Below are 16,251 nucleotides of genomic sequence, written 5' to 3' on the forward strand. Positions count from 1 at the left end.
CTCACTTCAACTGGAGAAGTTCATCATCCAGCCCGTAACGGAGAATTTGTATTCGATCGCTGTGTTGGGAGATGTAATCGCCGGCCATCATTGACATCAGAAACGCAAAAAATGCCGGATGGTTCTTGATAAGCCCCAAATTACCTTTTGCTTCTGGTGTCGCGTGCAAAATCGATTCATACATCAGAATCACCAGATCAGTATCGAAAATTCTAATCGGAGTTGCTTTCTCGTAGCACCCCTTGGCCTCGGAATCCCTCAGGACTCCCCATGCGACAAAAGACCGAACAACATATTTCGCATAGCGGCTCACGGTCTGCCGGTCACCATACTGCTCCTTTAAGCGGTTGATGATCTGCGTCTGGGTCACTTTCTCCTGCAAGGCCAGCAGCCGACCGGTTTGCCGGGCGACATTGAACCAGAATGGATAGGCCGCCGAGATCATCCCCCACTGGACCGCCAGGGCCATGGACGGATTGTCGCGTAGAAACGCCAATGAAGCATCTCGGAATGGAATCAACTCAGGGTCAGGAGAAACCCAGATCTTCATCAAATTGTTGACGACAAAGGTCCGGGTCTGATCGCTTCGCTCGCCTTCAGAGCCATTGCCTTTTCTGTCCGAGAGGAACTCATGCAACTCCTGGCGTATGGCTTTGGCGTCGAGTCCCGCCAGCAGCAGATTGGCTGCTTTCTGCATCCACTCGAAACGGATCGCCTGTTTGATACCGATGGCTTCGTGTCTTTTGCCCATCACCGTGTCCTCCTTTCAAACTTCACAAGGGGCACAATGACTTCTTCGATGGCTACACCGCCGTGACCTACGATGACATCTCCCAGGTTCACGAATGCGTCGCGGCCACCGGCCACCAGAGGGAAATAATCTGCTGGCAATCCGACCGGCGGCCACTCGTGGGCAAACGGGAAGGCCCCAGCCACCTGAGCGCGGAGTTCCGGCGTGGGATAGACACGAACACGCTCGCCGCGAGTTTCGGCAATCACACCTTCAGATGGGCGGCCTTTGCCGTGGCATTGGATGTTGCCGTGATCGGCCGTCAGCCAGACCTCATAGCCGTAATCCAGCAGTTGGCCGACCAGCGCGGAAAGAAATCCTGCATGGCACCACTGCTTGATCTGGTTGTGCATCCCGGCCGAGCCGAGTTGCATGCCGTGCATAATCTTGTCGACCTTGTCCACGACCAGCCCCACCACCTTGGTCTTCCCAGGATGGATTGCGGAGTCGAGGACGCCCGCAGCATCGCCGTCGCCAAGGCCTCGCTGGTAGGCGACATCCAGCCGTGACAGACCATGGCCTTCCCAGAACTGCTTCCAGAGTTTCTCTTCGCTGTTGGTCGAGTTGATGGATGACGGAAAATAGAGCGGCGGCTTGCCCGAGAAGATCGATTGCCGCGATACCGAGGTCAGCGTCGGAATCCAGGCGAAGGTCGCGGATTCGCGCATGACCAGATTGGCATCCTGCTTTTGCAGAAGCTGGCGGATGGTCACCCACTGATCCAGGGCCAGACCATCAACCACAATCAACGCTACACGACTGCTACCGGAGTCTTCGATTTCCCGAGCCAGGCGACGCGGCACATGGTGCAGCATGGCTGGATTGGTGGGCGGCAAGTTGATCAGACTGGAGTAGTGGTCAGCAAGCCACGCAGCAAAGGTCGTATTCAGTGGATCGCCGATTTCTCTATGCCGAGTCTGATATTCGGTGCTATTACTGCAATGGACAAGCGAAGAAAGTTCCGCCCATTTTAGCGCAAAGGCCACCCATTCGGTGTATCGTGCTTCGACAGAAGGAATCTCTTTGGCAATAATACCAAACAGTCGATTGATCCGCAGTTCATCATCGTTCTCAGCGGAAGTGGTGATACCGCTTCTTATCCATGCACCCGCATCCACTTCAAGATCCACTACTTCGACAGGGTCGAGTTTCCCTTCAATGAACAGGTTGTCAATGTAGACCTTGATATCCTGATGATCAAATGGCAATTGATCCGGGCCAGAGAACTTGAATCCATAGCCGGAGCCACTTTCACGTCCGTGATATACCTTGGCAAAGCTTTCCAGGAATACGGGCCAACGTTCTTGCAAAAACCCGAAAAACGAATCATCGTCGGGCACTATGTCAGAGAGCGGCCACTCCGAAAAAGCTTGTTGGTTTTTCAATACCTGTACCAACCGCTCGGCCAACATCAGCGGGAGCTGATGCTGGCCGTAGTGCAGACGTAGCAATGCGCGAAGCAGTTCCACGTCGTTGGTAATCAGTTCCGGCGCAATGCCGAACACATGACGGAGAGTAAAATCCTTGGTGGCGTTGTCGCCCATGCGATCCGGCGGCGACTTGCGCTGGGCATCGAAAAGCGAATCCAGCAAGCTCCTGTCTAGCTTTTCAATGACCGGATAGCTCAGGTTTGGAAAGAGATCCCCTAGGTTGAATGAAAGCTTGCGGCCCGCTTGGAGCAGGTCGTAGGGTAGCGATTCCATTTGCGCATCCTGCAAGCGGAGGACTACCACCAGATCGGTGTGTTCACCCCGGTCCCAGATCGAACGGTACTTGGACTCATAAGCGGATCTGAATTCGACCGGATCATTGAACTCAATCAGGTCGAACCCGCGCCCGCGAAGTTCCAATACCAACTTCTCCTCGGTCAGCAGAGAATCCGAATCCGCGACCAACGTCAACTTGCTGACATTGGGGACAAAGTCGTTCAGGATGGCATCTCGCCAGCTACTCATTAAACATCTCCCTTAACGATGCGCAACATCAGCAGCGACCGGATTTCCGGAACGATCTGCCTCGCTGATTTGAGTTCATCCCGCCAAGCAGTTTCCTCGGCATCACAGCGAGCCGAACGGTATTGGCGCACTTCAGGGAGTCCAACTCGTTCGATAGCCTTCCGCCGTGAGCTAAACGCCATAATGCCACGTTCATCCTCGCGAGCCACAGAGTCGAGATGCGCCTGCTGCAAAGCGTCAAACAGCTCCTGTCCGGCATGTTCGGCCGCCTCCTGCAATCGCTCATAGGCGGAGATGGATTCATCCTGCCCGAGGGTGGTTTGCACCTCTGCTTCCGCTGTCTGTAACGCATCCCAGATATGGCGAGCCGTCGGCAGATACAGTTTACCCTCCTCGCTCAAGAACACACTGACATAGCCACGCCGCACCATTGGGATACGCAAGAGTGGTGTCTTCTGGTGCATTCCTGCCTGAAGACGAATCTCAAAGAGCCCCCAGAGCCCGGAGATGCTGGATGGCAGGACGTTCACTGTCACGCAAGGCAACGGTTGGCCAACCGCAATCTGAGGCAGGTTCAAGGCAAGACCACGGACTCGGCTGTTTTCGAGATTGAGCAGGGTTGCATCCGCAAGACGAGCCGATTCCCTGACACTGAACACGGCTTTCCGATACTCCTGACCGTCAGGCCAACTCAGATCCCACCAGGCGCGCTTGCGGCTGGCCGCGCCGCCGTGAGAGTTGAGGTAGCCCACCGTCATCCGCTCCACCCAATGGGGCAGCGGATGGGAACGCAGACGCTCAGCCGCCTGCACATCCGGCTCTTCGGAGATTCCATAGATGGCGGAGGACTCGCGCACATGCCGGATTTCATCCCGCATCCGAGCCATTGTGTCATCGATGGAGGTTTCGATACCCTCGGGATTAAGGAAGGCAGAAGCAAACACCTCTTCAAACAGTTCACCAGCCTGTGCAGAGTCGAGCACATCCCCAGTCTTGTCGATACCAAACTCTTCGAAGATCACCATGAGCTTCTGCTCCAGCACTTCACGCACACGGAACTCTACCGAATCCTCAAATACGAAATTGATCGCCTGTACGGTTTTTGGCTGGCCGATACGGTCCACGCGACCGATCCGCTGCTCGAGGCGCATGGGGTTCCAGGGGATGTCGTAGTTGATGATGACGTGGGCGAACTGCAGGTTCAGACCCTCACCGCCGGCATCGGTGGAGACCAATACGCGGTGCGATTTGCGGAAGGCATCCTGGGCTACCCCACGTTCCTCCATGGCCATGGAGCCGTTCAGGGTGACCACAGAGATTCCCCGGGCTTCCAGAAACTCCTTCAGCATCTGCTGGGTCGGCACGAACTCGGTGAAGATCAGCACCTTCAGATCCGGTTCGTTTTCCTCGGCTTGCAGCTTGTAGATCCACTCGATCAGAGCCTCGGCCTTGGCATCCGGTCCAGCCTGCTCACAACGAACAGCCGCGTCAAGCAATGCCTCAACATGTATGCACTCGCTTTGCAGAGCCGACACCCGGGATTGCAGCAATTCGCCGAGCAGCTCCTGACCGTCCATGTCATACAACTCGGCTATTTCATCGTCTGAGCGTTCCGATCCGTCCACACTGTTTTCATGCTCTGCCATGCGCAAGCTGGCTTGCTGTTCTCCTTCCTGCAGTGCAATGAGTCGCCGTTCCAGTGTGGTGCGGATCGCACGAGTACTGGACACCACCAAGCGCTGCATCAGGATCATCAGAAAGCCGATGTGACGCTTCTTCTGCAGCATGGCCTGATTGTACCCCTCGCGCACATAATCGGTCACTGCATCATAGAGAAGCTTCTGTAAGTGATGACGACTTTCCCAGGATACCGGAACCATCTGAGTCCTGCGGGGTTTAAAGAGGGGCTTTCCGTCAGCATCAATGGCCTTGCGCTTCTCGGTGCGGATAACATACGGAGCTACCCGGTCGCGGGAAACACTATCCGTATCCGGAAAAGCGCCGTCATCCAGCAGGTTCATCAGGCGATGAAAAGCATCGGTCTTCCCCTGGTGGGGTGTGGCCGAAAGCAGTAGCACATAGGGCGCAGCCTCCGCCAGCCCCTTGCCAAGTTTGTACCGGGCGACCTGATCGGTGCTGCCGCCCAAGCGGTGCGCTTCGTCCACCACCACCAGATCCCAACCAGCGGTGATCAGATCCTCGAACCGGCTGCGGTTGTATTCGGCGACGCGCTCGGCGGTCCAGCCGCGCCGCTTGTCCATGGGTTTGACCGAATCCAGGGAGACGATGACCTGATCAAACATCGACCAGGCTGAGCTCCGGTGATCCGCCCCTGGTGCCAGGCGTTGCAATGTGCCGATGTCGTCGCCCAGCACGAGCTGGAACTGCTCGTTGAAGTGGGTCTGCATTTCCGCCACCCACTGGGTAGCGATTCCCTTCGGCGAGACGACCAATGTCCGACGCACCAGTCCGCGCAGCTTGAGTTCGCGCATGACCAGCCCGGCCTCGATGGTCTTGCCGAGACCCACCTCGTCGGCCAGCAGGTAACGCACACGGTCACCCGAAATGGCACGAGACAACGCGTTAATTTGATGCGGCAGCGGAATGACGTTGGACTCCATGGGCGCCAGCAGCACATGGCCTTCAATGCCATTTGAGAACCCCTCAAGCACCTCTGCTACCTTGGCTGCAGCTGCCACATAAGCAATGCGCCCAGCCTCAATTTCAGGCTCAAGATCGGCACAAAGCGGCCGCAAGGCAGAGCGATGCACGCGCACCACCGCATCCTGATTCGGCAACCAGACACGGCACATCGTCTGCCCCCACAAGGTCTGTTCTTCGATGACCTTGCAGGCGCTGTTATGAACGGCGCTATATTGCCAAAAGTCACCCATCCAACAACCCCATCTCGTTCAGGAATCTCGAGGGGCGCTTGCTCCATCCGAAGTAGCTTTGAGCGTAACTCAGATACAAGTTCTGCGAAGACCGTGTGATTGCCACGAAGCAATTCCGGCGCTCCTCTCGGATGGCTATCTCGCCTTTCTTGATCGCGAAGTAAGTCGGGAACTGCTCCTCGGCCAGTCCGATCACGAACACGTTGTCGAATTCCACGCCCTTGGCTGTATGTACAGTTTGGAGCCGCACGCAATCCCTCGATAGTGCTTTCGCTTTTGGCGATAGGTCCATTTCCTGCAGGAAGATGTGGAGGCTCACGGTTTTGCCATGCGAACGGCGAATATCGTGTGCGATGCGAAGCCAGTTCTTCTTGTCGTCCACATAGTCGGGGTAAACCTCTTCTTCACAGTCGGTCACATTGAGCTCGTCAAACAGCCCGAAGCACGCCTCCACAAATCTGGGATAGTCTAGGGAATCACACAACAACTCTTGCCCACTGGCAGCAAAGGGCTTGAGGGTTTCACTCGTCGCTGCAAACGCAAAAAATGCACGAAGTGGAGTGATATCTTCCACCTTGGCTTTGGCCGAGACATCCTCCGCAGAGACAGTAATGTCGTTCACCAACGTGGCTGCCGAACAAAGCTTGTTGAGCAGGCTGCGGGAATCAGGCGCGTTGGCTACCTTCAGAGCGAAATACATGAGCTGCACCAGGGGACTGGCGAAGTCTTGGTGCCTGCTGACAATCTCCGCGTTCAGCCCTTCCTCATGCATGGCCGCCTGAATTTGCACCAGCAGCTTGTTGCTACGTGCGATGACTAGGCAGGTTTCTCGGTGGTTTTTTGGAATGGGCTCAATCTCTGAAATCAGTCTCGCAATCTCGTCGTCGAAGTCCGCGAAAGATTCCAGCTTTACTGACCCCTCCACTTGATTCTGCGAGACGCCATCAAGCTTGGATGACGCCCTACCGGGATTGTGCGCAATCAGGCGGTTTGCTATTTCGACGACCTCCGCCGGACAACGGTAATTCTCAGGGAGCTGGATTATCTGAGGATCATAATCACGCTTAAGCTCTTCCAGTCGTTTCGGGTCTGCGCCGTTCCACTGAAAGATGATCTGGTCATCATCCGCCACCACGAAGAGATTGGAGGACGAGTCAGGGGCAACCAAACGAAGCACTCTGTACTGTGCGAGATTTGTATCCTGGAATTCATCGACACACACGTATCGGTAAACTGTCCTGACCTGTCTCGCGATGCGCGGCTTCGACGCCAGCAGTTCCCGTGTGTAGTGGAGCATGGAGCCAAAATCGAGCTGGTTCTCTTTGACCAGCCTTGCCATGTAGCCTTTAAACACATCCTGCAATGCGCGACACATGTCTTCCTGCCCCGCATCGAAGTGTTCCGGCAGCTCGTCGGCTGTGATCCCATGCGTAAACATGGTATCGATCTTCTTCAGGGAATCCTCGGGATCATCAATCTCCAGTTCACCGCTGTCTCGCATTTCACCAAGAAGTGCGAGACGATCCTTGTCGTCGGTAATCACGGAGAAGTTGGGCTTCAGCCCCAGGTGGCTTCCATGTTGACGAAGCAAGTCCGTGCAGAATGAGTGGAAGGTACAGAGCTTGATGCGTCGTGACTCTTCGCCTGTTAGCTCTCGGATGCGATTCTGCATCTCGTTTGCAGCCTTGACCGTGAACGTGAGCCCCAGTATTCGGAAGCTCTCGTTCGGGCTGTTCGTGATCAGGTTGGCGATGCGCAAAGTCAGAACGGCGGTTTTACCTGAGCCTGGCCCCGCCAGTACGAGCAGCGGCCCCTCATTCCAGTCGGCAGCCTGTCTCTGATTCGCGTTCAGCATGTCAATGGTGATTGTCATGGATTCGCGTCTCCCAAGGTAGTGATTCGGTTGAGAATGTCCGTCAGTTCTCTGGGTACGCCATCTACCCCCGCCGTCTTCATTTCCAGGATGGACTTTAGGGCGGCTTCCGGTTTGGAGAACCTCCTCGCCTTGTTGACGATCATATACACCTTCTCCCAATACTCGGTGCTGCCGATGGTCAGTCCTGTGAGTTCCGCATCTTTCTGTGGGCCAACCCCGTCCCTGTAGGGCTGCCCATAGCCGGAGCAGCACAACAGAACATCGATATTAGAAAATGTTAGAGGAGAGATGTGATCAGTTTCAGGCCTTCCGTTCAGCAGAGCTTTGGCGTCATCGATGTACTTCTGGCCACCGTCATCGCCATCTGCGATCAGGTGCCAATGGATACCAAGTGCATCCGCCACCTTGATGAAGATGCCCGGGCCTCCAGCCTGGCTGCACTCTACGATGCGCACGCCCTTCCCGTGAAGATCGACACCCAGGACGTCCGCGCATTCAGCAAAAACCGAGACATCCGTCTCTCCTTCCACAAGGAGCCAACTACGGGCAAACAGCAGTTCGCCGCGATTCCGCCGAACATGGTGGTTGAACTTGCGCAACTCCTCATCTGACAACAACTCTTCAGGAATGGCCTTGCACTCGGTAGCTGTGCCATTGCGCTTCATCCTTCGGAGTTTCGAAACGGGCACTTCGGACAAGATGTCACCCGAGTGTGTCGCCACGATCTTCTGACCCGGGAAACCGCGGAGAAGGTGCCACACTGCTCGGACGGCATTTGGGTGTAGGTGTGCCTCTGGCTCCTCTATAGCGATGATCGGTTCGGCGTGCCTATCGACATCTGCCTGAATGCGCGTCTTGAGATAGGCACTGAACAGTAACAGAACGGAGAGGCTCTGTGTCCCCTCGCCGTGACTGCGAATTGGAATCTTCGCACTGGATGCGGTCAACAAGTTTACATCCGTATACCTGAGCGCTTTGTAGACGTCGGCTGGAGCCGGATCGACGGTTACGGCGTCAGCCTGCCCAACGGCCACAAGGTCGGAGATGCGTTTCACCTCATCAGTTACATCCTTGAAGCTCGCATGGGCATTCACGATCTTCTGATTCACTTTGTAAAGTTCATCTTCCAGTGCCCGTCGCGTGGCATCGTCGATGTCCTTGCTCTTCAAAAACGAGGCCCAATAGGTCGACTGCCCGTGGAATTGATCTTTCGCCGCACGGAGAGCTGTTTGGAAGAAGAACGGCCTCAGTCGCCGTAGCTCCTTGATCATTCCGCCCTTGCCTACCATCTCGTTGCCGGCGTCATCGTGGAAGCTCCAGCTCTGGACAGGTTCGCCTGCATCCGCGTCGTATCTTGCCGTAATCCGAAACTTGATTGCGGAGAAGTCGCTGCCGACGATCACGTCATTTAGTCCCTGCGTGATGTGCTCTGGCCAAAGATGATCTTCGGACTCAAGGAAGCTGAGAGTGATGCTGATCGGCTGGCACGACAAAAGATCAGCCCGCGTCTGATCTCGGTAGAAGTCAAACTCTGAGAAGTTGCAGGTCTTATCGGATCTAACAATGTCGAGGCACAAGCGAAGCGCCTCCAGAACGCTTGTCTTTCCCGTGTTGTTCTCGCCGACCAGGACCGTAACATCGCGGTCAAGTTCGATCTCCACATGCTCGATGCCGCGAAAATTGTCGACTGCGATCTTGCTCAGGCGCATGATTATCCTCCCATTCTTGTTACCGCCTGGTCGTACCACATGAGCAGCTTGGGGTCTTCTTCCAGGACGTTGTTCGGGATCTTGTCGGCCACGGCGACGATGACGGCGTAGTCGCGTTCCTGCCAGGCTTTCTTGAATCCGGCGCGAACAGCTTCCAGGCGGAAGACCTTGAGTTTCTTCTTGACCTCTTTGTATTCCTCGAACTCCTTGAGCAGCGCCTTCTCTCGCAGCTTCTCGAGGTCGCCCGCCTTGTTGGGGTCGGGCACATACCAACGGTCACGGGCTTTGGTCACCAGCGCCGGATCATCTTTGGGCAGATTGCGCAGCTCTTTCCAGTTGGTGGAAAGGTAGGCGTGGATCTGCTCTGGAACAGGGCCTTTGCCGTCGTAGCTGAGGAAGTTCTGGTTCAGCAGTTCACGAAGGTCGAGCTGGGCTTCGTTCTTGCTCCAACCGCCGAGCTGCTGCATGAACTGCGGATTGATGTCGGAGAAGGTCTGCGGCTTTTCCTTGATGAGCTGGCGAAGCCATTGGATGGCGGAGGCCTCGTCGGAGACGAACATGGACATCTGCTTGAGTTCACCCGAGGTCATCTTCTTACGGTCGTATTCGGCCACCTGATCCGGCAGGAAATACATGCCGTCACGCTCAATGAAGCGTTGCGCCAGTCCGACCTGGAACTCCTGGCTGGAGATCGGCACGGGGTAACCCTTGCGGACGTAGAACGCAATCATCTGGTCGAACAGGATGCGTGGGTCGCGCTCGGGGACGAAAAGCATTAGTGGCCCTTGGCGCTTGGTGACTGGCAGATACTTTAGGTGGGTTCGGACAAAATCCCACACGCCTTCTTCGGTTTGCGCCTCTTTCTGGAAGCGCTCTTCAAAACCGCCATTGGGTTTATAGGCTGAGATAACAAGATCTTGCTTCACGGCGGTCGGAGTAGTAACCGCTTTAAAACTTCCCTGTTTCTTGTCTAGTGCAGAAACATTGGCGACAATAAAGCCTGCTTCATTTAGTGCTGTTTGGATGCTATTCCATACTGAAGCCTTAGTATTTGAAAATTCAACTGTCATCCAACGGCCAGGTTTCAACTTTCTATAGAACTCGCCGAAGCAAGCAGCCATTATTGAGCGGTATTCAATCGATCCCTTTTTGTGAGCGTCATTTTCAATTGCTTCTGTGTCATAGTTTGTCAGTACCTTTAACCACGACTCCCAAAGAAAATTGAGTTCTGAATAATTCAGGTTGGCCCCAAAGGGAGGGTCAGTAAAAATATAGTCGACAGAATCATCAGGTATCTGCTGCATCTCTGATGATGAGCTAGTCATGATCATTTGCGGAGTCATTTTCTCAAGCAACCGCTTCTTCCTGACTCCCTTCTTGAAATAATCGGAAAGTGACTTGAGAAGAGAAATATCTTTTATCAAGGATGGTATGAATAACGTTCCTGCGAGTGGGCCACCACCAGCTGCCCACCTATATCGGTATAGCTTTGTGTTTGTCCAAATTACCGGCAATAGCGTTATCGCATAGTTCAAGCTTGGCAATTTTGCCAATGTGGCTGCGATTACCCATAGATTTTGCCGTGTGTAAAAGTGATGCACATGAGTAATTCCCATGGGGTCGTTACGGCGGGTTTCTTTCCCTGGCATCATTCGATTTTTGGGGAAAGGATATGGTATCGGACCATCATCAATCTTACGCTGGAGTGCGAGGTCAGCATCGTCCGGTTTTTTTTCAAACCTTTTCCCCGCAACGCTGTAGTTAATGAGAACAGGAGTCTGTTTCGCCTGCTTTATGGTTTCGTTGAGCTCCTTATCAAAGACAGTAACCCAAGAACGGTCCAGTTTTCGTTTTGTCAATTGAGCTGTGCAGTGTGGGCATGGGAAATCGTCATTAACTTTCCCCTTGTCATGGTCAACTGCGGCATCCCAGAACACAATTTCATTGGCGCATTCCGGGCAGACAAACACATCCGACCAAACAGTGTAGTTTATCGTGCCTAATCGCCCGTCCGAGTGCTTTGTCTGAAACATCCAGGCGCATTCTTTTTCAACTTCCTTAAGGATGCGATTAGTTTCTCTTTCAAACTCTAGTGAATTTACTGGCGTGTTATAGTTATGGGCTATATAGGTAGCAGCAGGTGACAAGTCGTTCAGCGCAGCTCGTCTTGCCCCAAATCTGGAAAAGAAAGTCCATGTCTTTTTCCCGTTTTCGCCAATCTCTTCCTGCAAAATGGTCCCGTCCTGCTTAACTTGGTAACCTAAGGAGGCGACTTCGTTTCTATTTCCACACATCTGCGCGGCCACACCCGTCATGCCGGTTCCACAGAAACCGTCGAACACGATGTCCCCCGGCTGCGTGTAATGGAGGATGTAACGCATGATGGCCTTATGCGGCACCTTGGTGTGATAAGAGTGCGCGTTGTAGATAGGGTCGTTCTTACCCTCGCTCACGTCGGCCGCAAAAGGCTCACGGTGATAGTGGTTGCCTTCGGGCTGCTCAGGCTTCTGCGCTTCCCACTCGGCGATGAAGTCGGCGATCCACGGGTTCGGGCAGGCGGTGTAATACGGCGGATCGCTCAGGTTCAGGATGGCCTCGTCGCTGCCGATGGGGAAGCCTTCGATCTTGCGGAACTCCGGGTCCTGCAGCTTCTTGCGCAACTCCTCGGTAAAGTGGGCTCGACGGGCCTCGTCATTCTCGAAGGTCATGCCAAGGCAAGTCACCGGGCCGGAGGGCTTCGGCGGCTGGACTGATGTTTCGCCAAACAGATCCTGTGTGGTCATTATTGATTCTCCAAAATAGCTTTGCCCATTGCGGTGAGTCGATATTTTTGTTTGCTGCTACGGGGTTTATCGGGAATGGTCATCTCTATCAGACCGACAGAAATAGCCGCCTGCTGATAATACTCGCGAAAGTGTTTTTCATCCTTCAGGCTCAATGCAGCCATCAGTTCAGCACGGCTCCTTTCGCCAATAAGTACAGACAGCATTCTGCGCACTTCGGGGGAAACTTCGGGGGCCGCTTCGGGGGCGACTTCGGGGGTTGTCTGAACACCAGGCACGTTCATCCCGTCATGGCCGTAATGCATTTTCATAGAGGGGGCCAGCTCAAAAGCATTTTCAGAAATTGCCACCAGCATGAGTTTTTTTACCAAGCTCTCAGCCAGTGCTTTTGCCTTTGCCGTTGTTGCATTGGTTAATGCGCGGATGTCGGTCAGATCGACGCTTCCTTTCTCGGCTACGAATGCGAAAACGTCGGCTTCGTCTGCATTCAGGCTCACGCCAATCGTTTGCAAGAACGTCCGCTGTTTTTCTGTTATCAGCGGTTGCTTTAAGAGAACAATCTCAAAGGATTTCCTTGACTTGTCGTTCCTGATCTCTGGCGGCACGTGGCCGAGATCCCGCCAGTTCCGGAAAATGGCGCGAATACCCGAGCCGGCCTGATCGCTCATCCCTATTCTGCGAAACGCTTTTACAATGGATGGATTGCGGACCTCCTTCTCTGTTGGATCAAGCAGTTCGGACTCCGTATAAAAAGCATCTCCCGGGTTCCAGAAGATCGTGCGATCAGTGAAGAATTTGATGGCCGCTTTCCTGTAAGGATCACCGTAATCCTGATGGATCAGCAGGTTGATGGCCGCTTCCCGGAAGGAGACATAATCGGGGGGATCATCGTTTCGACGCAAGGTAGCCGGATCGAGTGAAAAGGGATGATCGGCAAGCCGCATGTATTTTGCAACGAGGCCCCGCCAGGTCTTGAAGATGTTTTCCTCAAAGATCAGGCGATCATGCCAGCGATCATCGCTCGACCAGTTTTCAAACCGGGTGTCGATCCTCTGGTAATCAAGAACAGGGCGAGGCAAAAGCTGGCGGACGGCGTGATCTGTTCCAAACAAGAGCACGCCGGCTCTGGTCGGGAGCATGCTCCCGTCTTGTTCGACAATAAAATTCCACTCCCTGAGAAACGCTACAGCATCATCGATCTGGCGCTGTTCAGGATCTCTGCGATAAAACTGCTGGCGGTACCAGCTGATCGTTTCCTCGTCAAAGCAGCGGGGGACATCCATATCAGCGATAGCTTCGGCATCCCAAGGCCGCATCGCATTGTCGCGCAAGAACCGTTGCAGCTCGGCATCAGTGACCCGTTCGTCACTGGCTGCACGGCGAAGATAAGTTTCGCGGGGATCGCTTTTCAGATAGACCGGCTTTTGATGGCGCGGCAATTCCGGAATATAGAAAGCAAGGATTCTCTTGCCTTCCAGCTCGTAGACGTGTGGTTCTGCGCTGATGATATGGTTGAGTTTCTGGCCTCCCCGCAATGTGGAAAGAAAGTCATTCTGTACACGATCAAAGGCTTTCGGGTCAACGCCGGCCACATCAAGCTCACCGGCCTTCTCGGATACGCCAAAAAGCAACCATCCTCCCTGTGTGTTGGCAAAGGCGCTAACAGTGGAATAGGCATCTTTAGGGACATCACGATATGCTTTCTTACACTCGAAATCGGTCCATTCGTAGCCTTTGAGCCTGGTGATCAGTTCATCCTTGGTCATGTATTACTCCATAACGATCCGCACCTTGGCCGGATCCTTGCCCTTGGTGAGTTGATCAATGTACTCCTCAAAGCGCTTCTTCATTTCCATGGGAGTTGCCGGACCACCGGTAACCTGCAATGCGTGCTGCAGCTCTACTGCCTTGACGGGAACTTTGACCAGGCCGGAGAGGACTTCCTTCAAGGCATGTACAACGTTGCTGTCCAACGGTACCGGTAGTTCCTTCGACTTGATGAATGCCTCCAGCGGTTCACGGTCATCAATTTTCAAGAGATCCATATTGGATCGAGTGATCGGGTCTTCCAGATTGCCGAGAATAGTGGCAGTCCAATTTTCCACCATGGTGTCGAGCTGGGCATCCATCTGTTCGATCATCTGTGCACCACCTACCGTACTGTTTTCCAACGAAGGCCGGAACCCGCAATGCGGGCAGATGGGCGAGGCGTCGAGGTTCTGCTCGGTCAGGGCGAAGCAGCTCTTCAGTCCGGCCAGGCGGTTCTGGTAGTCGGTGAGCTGCTGCCGGGGCATCAGGTCGATACCGGCCAATTTGAGCAGGGTTTGCAGCCGCTGGTCGTTGAGCAGTCCTGCCTTGCGCTTGTCGTCGTTCACGCCCAGCCGGGCCTTGGTGTGCAGGCCGATGTATGCGACGATGTATTCCTTCTTCAGCTGCTGCAGTTTTGCCTCGATGCTCTGGGACTGGCTGGTCAGCTCTGAGAGATCGGCCTGCTTGAGGGCCTCCAGCACATCCTTCCGGGTAGTCTTCATGCGATCCACCCAGTCATGGTCGGCAGGCAGCACCGCCTCGGCGGTGGAGAGCCAGGACGCCGTCGGGCTGTGATCCATGATGAACGCGCGCAAGGCATCCAGCTCGTCCAAGGCCTTCACGGCCTTTTCATGGGCCAGAACCTCGGAAGAGCTGTAACGGAAGTTTTTCAACTTCCCCGGCGAGGAATAGGCCTGAAGCGATTCAAAAAAGGCCTTGGCCTCGTCCAGCCCGCTGGCCTGGCTGGCGAGGTCAGTGCCCGCAAGCAGATCCAGCCCCCAGAACGAAAGCCCTTCGCGCAAAGTCTGCTGGGTCATGACAAGACGCTTCACGATCTTGCCCACCGCCTGCTGCAGGTTCTGCACTGGTTCATCCTTGCCTTGAGTAACGAGCTGGGCCATGCCTGGCGTCATGCCGAGTAGCTCGAACAGCGCCTTGAGCGCCGGCAGGTTCCATTCTTTCGGTTGCTCCAGGTGTTTAAATCGGACCAGTTCTTCCATGCCGGTCGCAGCAAGCTGCGGTAGCCCGGTGGCATCGAATTTCCTACCCGGGATAGAGAGCACGATATCACCAGAGTAAACCAATGCAGCCAAGATGACGACCACCCATTCCGGCTCCAATCGTGCCACCCCCGGGTTCATGTACTCGACCCCGTGCTCATCCTGAATGATCTCGCTGCGGTTGATCACCTGACCGTGGCCTTTGGCAGCGACCGCTCCCTGGATGAACTTGGCGTACTTCGATTTGTAGGGGCTGACCTTCTCGCCATCGAGCAGTTCCAGGGCGTCCAGCACGGCCGTGGCCTGCTTTGTGCGGTTCTGCCCGGCAATGGCCCGAAGCGCATCCTCCGCAGCTTGAGTGCGGTTACTTCCGGTGATAAGAGCCGAGAAAAAAGGATGTTCTGGTGCAAGGTTCTCAAAATTCGGTGCCAGACAAATCCCTGCAATGGTGTTGACCAAGTCACGGAAGTTGATGGTCTCATGAGGAGATATGCCGGACAAATCCCTGATGGATTTCCCCTTAGCCCACTCATTCATTGATTTTGTCCGCCCTTGGTAGGTAACCTCGAAAGCATCTGCCATATGCTTCTGCAACCACTGGACCAGATTCTTCAGAAAGCCGTTGGCTTTGGCTTCATACGTAGCCTTGGCATGGCCAGAAGAACTACCCGCAAGATCCAGCGCAGCCGCATAGCTCTTGAGCGCAGTCAGGAACTCCTCGTCGGTGCCTTTCAGGCGGAAAAAGACCTCGTCATTCACCTTGTCATCCCTAAAGCGCGGAGGATCGTTGGGCTGGATAAAGTAGATGTAGAAGTCCCGCTGCGGCACAGCGGTGGAGCGTTCATTGGGAGCCCCGAAAAAGAGGTAGCCGGTTCGGGCTGCTTTATGCTCCTGCCAGACGAGCTCATGCTGCCAGATCTTGTAACCGGTCACATAGGTTACATCTTGGCATTCCATGACCCGCTTGAGCGCCTCATAATAGAATCGGTCGAGCTGAGCCTGGCCCAGGCTTTCGGCTCGTTTGTCAATCAGGGCATCGAAATCGTCGGTCTTCTGCAGATCGAGGTAGAACTGGCGGTTATCTGCATTGAAGGAAATGAACTGTCCGCTGACCGTTTTGTGGATCTCGCGCAGAACTGTTTCCACATGGGTCTGAAGGTCTTTATCGGGTTCATCACTGCCCAGCTCGGCAATCAGTGGATCAAACAGGCAGAG

The 16,251-nt window shown here is 54.6% G+C and carries 8 protein-coding genes; all 8 read right to left on the minus strand.

Features of this window, described 5'->3' with window-relative positions; genetic code table 11:
- Position 1 precedes the first annotated feature (1 nt).
- Complete coding sequence (locus tag A3K90_RS05205; RefSeq protein ID WP_303681506.1) at positions 2-751, minus strand: hypothetical protein; 750 nt, start codon at positions 749-751, stop codon at positions 2-4.
- The gene (gene pglZ / locus A3K90_RS05210) at positions 751-2,745 is read right to left on the minus strand and encodes a BREX-3 system phosphatase PglZ (RefSeq protein ID WP_303681507.1); all 1,995 of its coding nucleotides are present in this window, start codon (positions 2,743-2,745) and stop codon (positions 751-753) included. Before pglZ ends, A3K90_RS05205 begins: the two co-directional genes overlap by 1 nt.
- Positions 2,745-5,639, minus strand: coding sequence for a DEAD/DEAH box helicase (locus A3K90_RS05215; protein WP_303681508.1), 2,895 nt, complete (start codon positions 5,637-5,639; stop codon positions 2,745-2,747). The genes pglZ and A3K90_RS05215 overlap by 1 nt, the downstream gene beginning before the upstream one ends.
- The gene (locus A3K90_RS05220; protein ID WP_303681509.1) at positions 5,632-7,512 is read right to left on the minus strand and encodes an ATP-dependent helicase; all 1,881 of its coding nucleotides are present in this window, start codon (positions 7,510-7,512) and stop codon (positions 5,632-5,634) included. Before A3K90_RS05220 ends, A3K90_RS05215 begins: the two co-directional genes overlap by 8 nt.
- Positions 7,509-9,224: an ATP-dependent endonuclease gene (locus tag A3K90_RS05225; protein ID WP_303681510.1), complete on the minus strand. Its 1,716-nt coding sequence runs from the start codon at positions 9,222-9,224 to the stop codon at positions 7,509-7,511. Before A3K90_RS05225 ends, A3K90_RS05220 begins: the two co-directional genes overlap by 4 nt.
- Before the next feature lie 2 nt (positions 9,225-9,226).
- The gene (locus tag A3K90_RS05230) at positions 9,227-12,007 is read right to left on the minus strand and encodes a DNA methyltransferase (protein WP_303681511.1); all 2,781 of its coding nucleotides are present in this window, start codon (positions 12,005-12,007) and stop codon (positions 9,227-9,229) included.
- Positions 12,007-13,773: a Fic family protein gene (locus A3K90_RS05235; RefSeq protein WP_303681512.1), complete on the minus strand. Its 1,767-nt coding sequence runs from the start codon at positions 13,771-13,773 to the stop codon at positions 12,007-12,009. Before A3K90_RS05235 ends, A3K90_RS05230 begins: the two co-directional genes overlap by 1 nt.
- Positions 13,774-13,776: 3 nt before the next feature.
- The coding region (locus tag A3K90_RS05240; RefSeq protein WP_303681513.1) for a DUF6079 family protein at positions 13,777-16,251 on the minus strand (2,475 nt) is incomplete at its 5' end.

Origin of the sequence: Pelodictyon luteolum (assembly GCF_001622165.1) — a bacterium.
Taxonomy (GTDB): domain Bacteria; phylum Bacteroidota; class Chlorobiia; order Chlorobiales; family Chlorobiaceae; genus Chlorobium; species Chlorobium luteolum_B.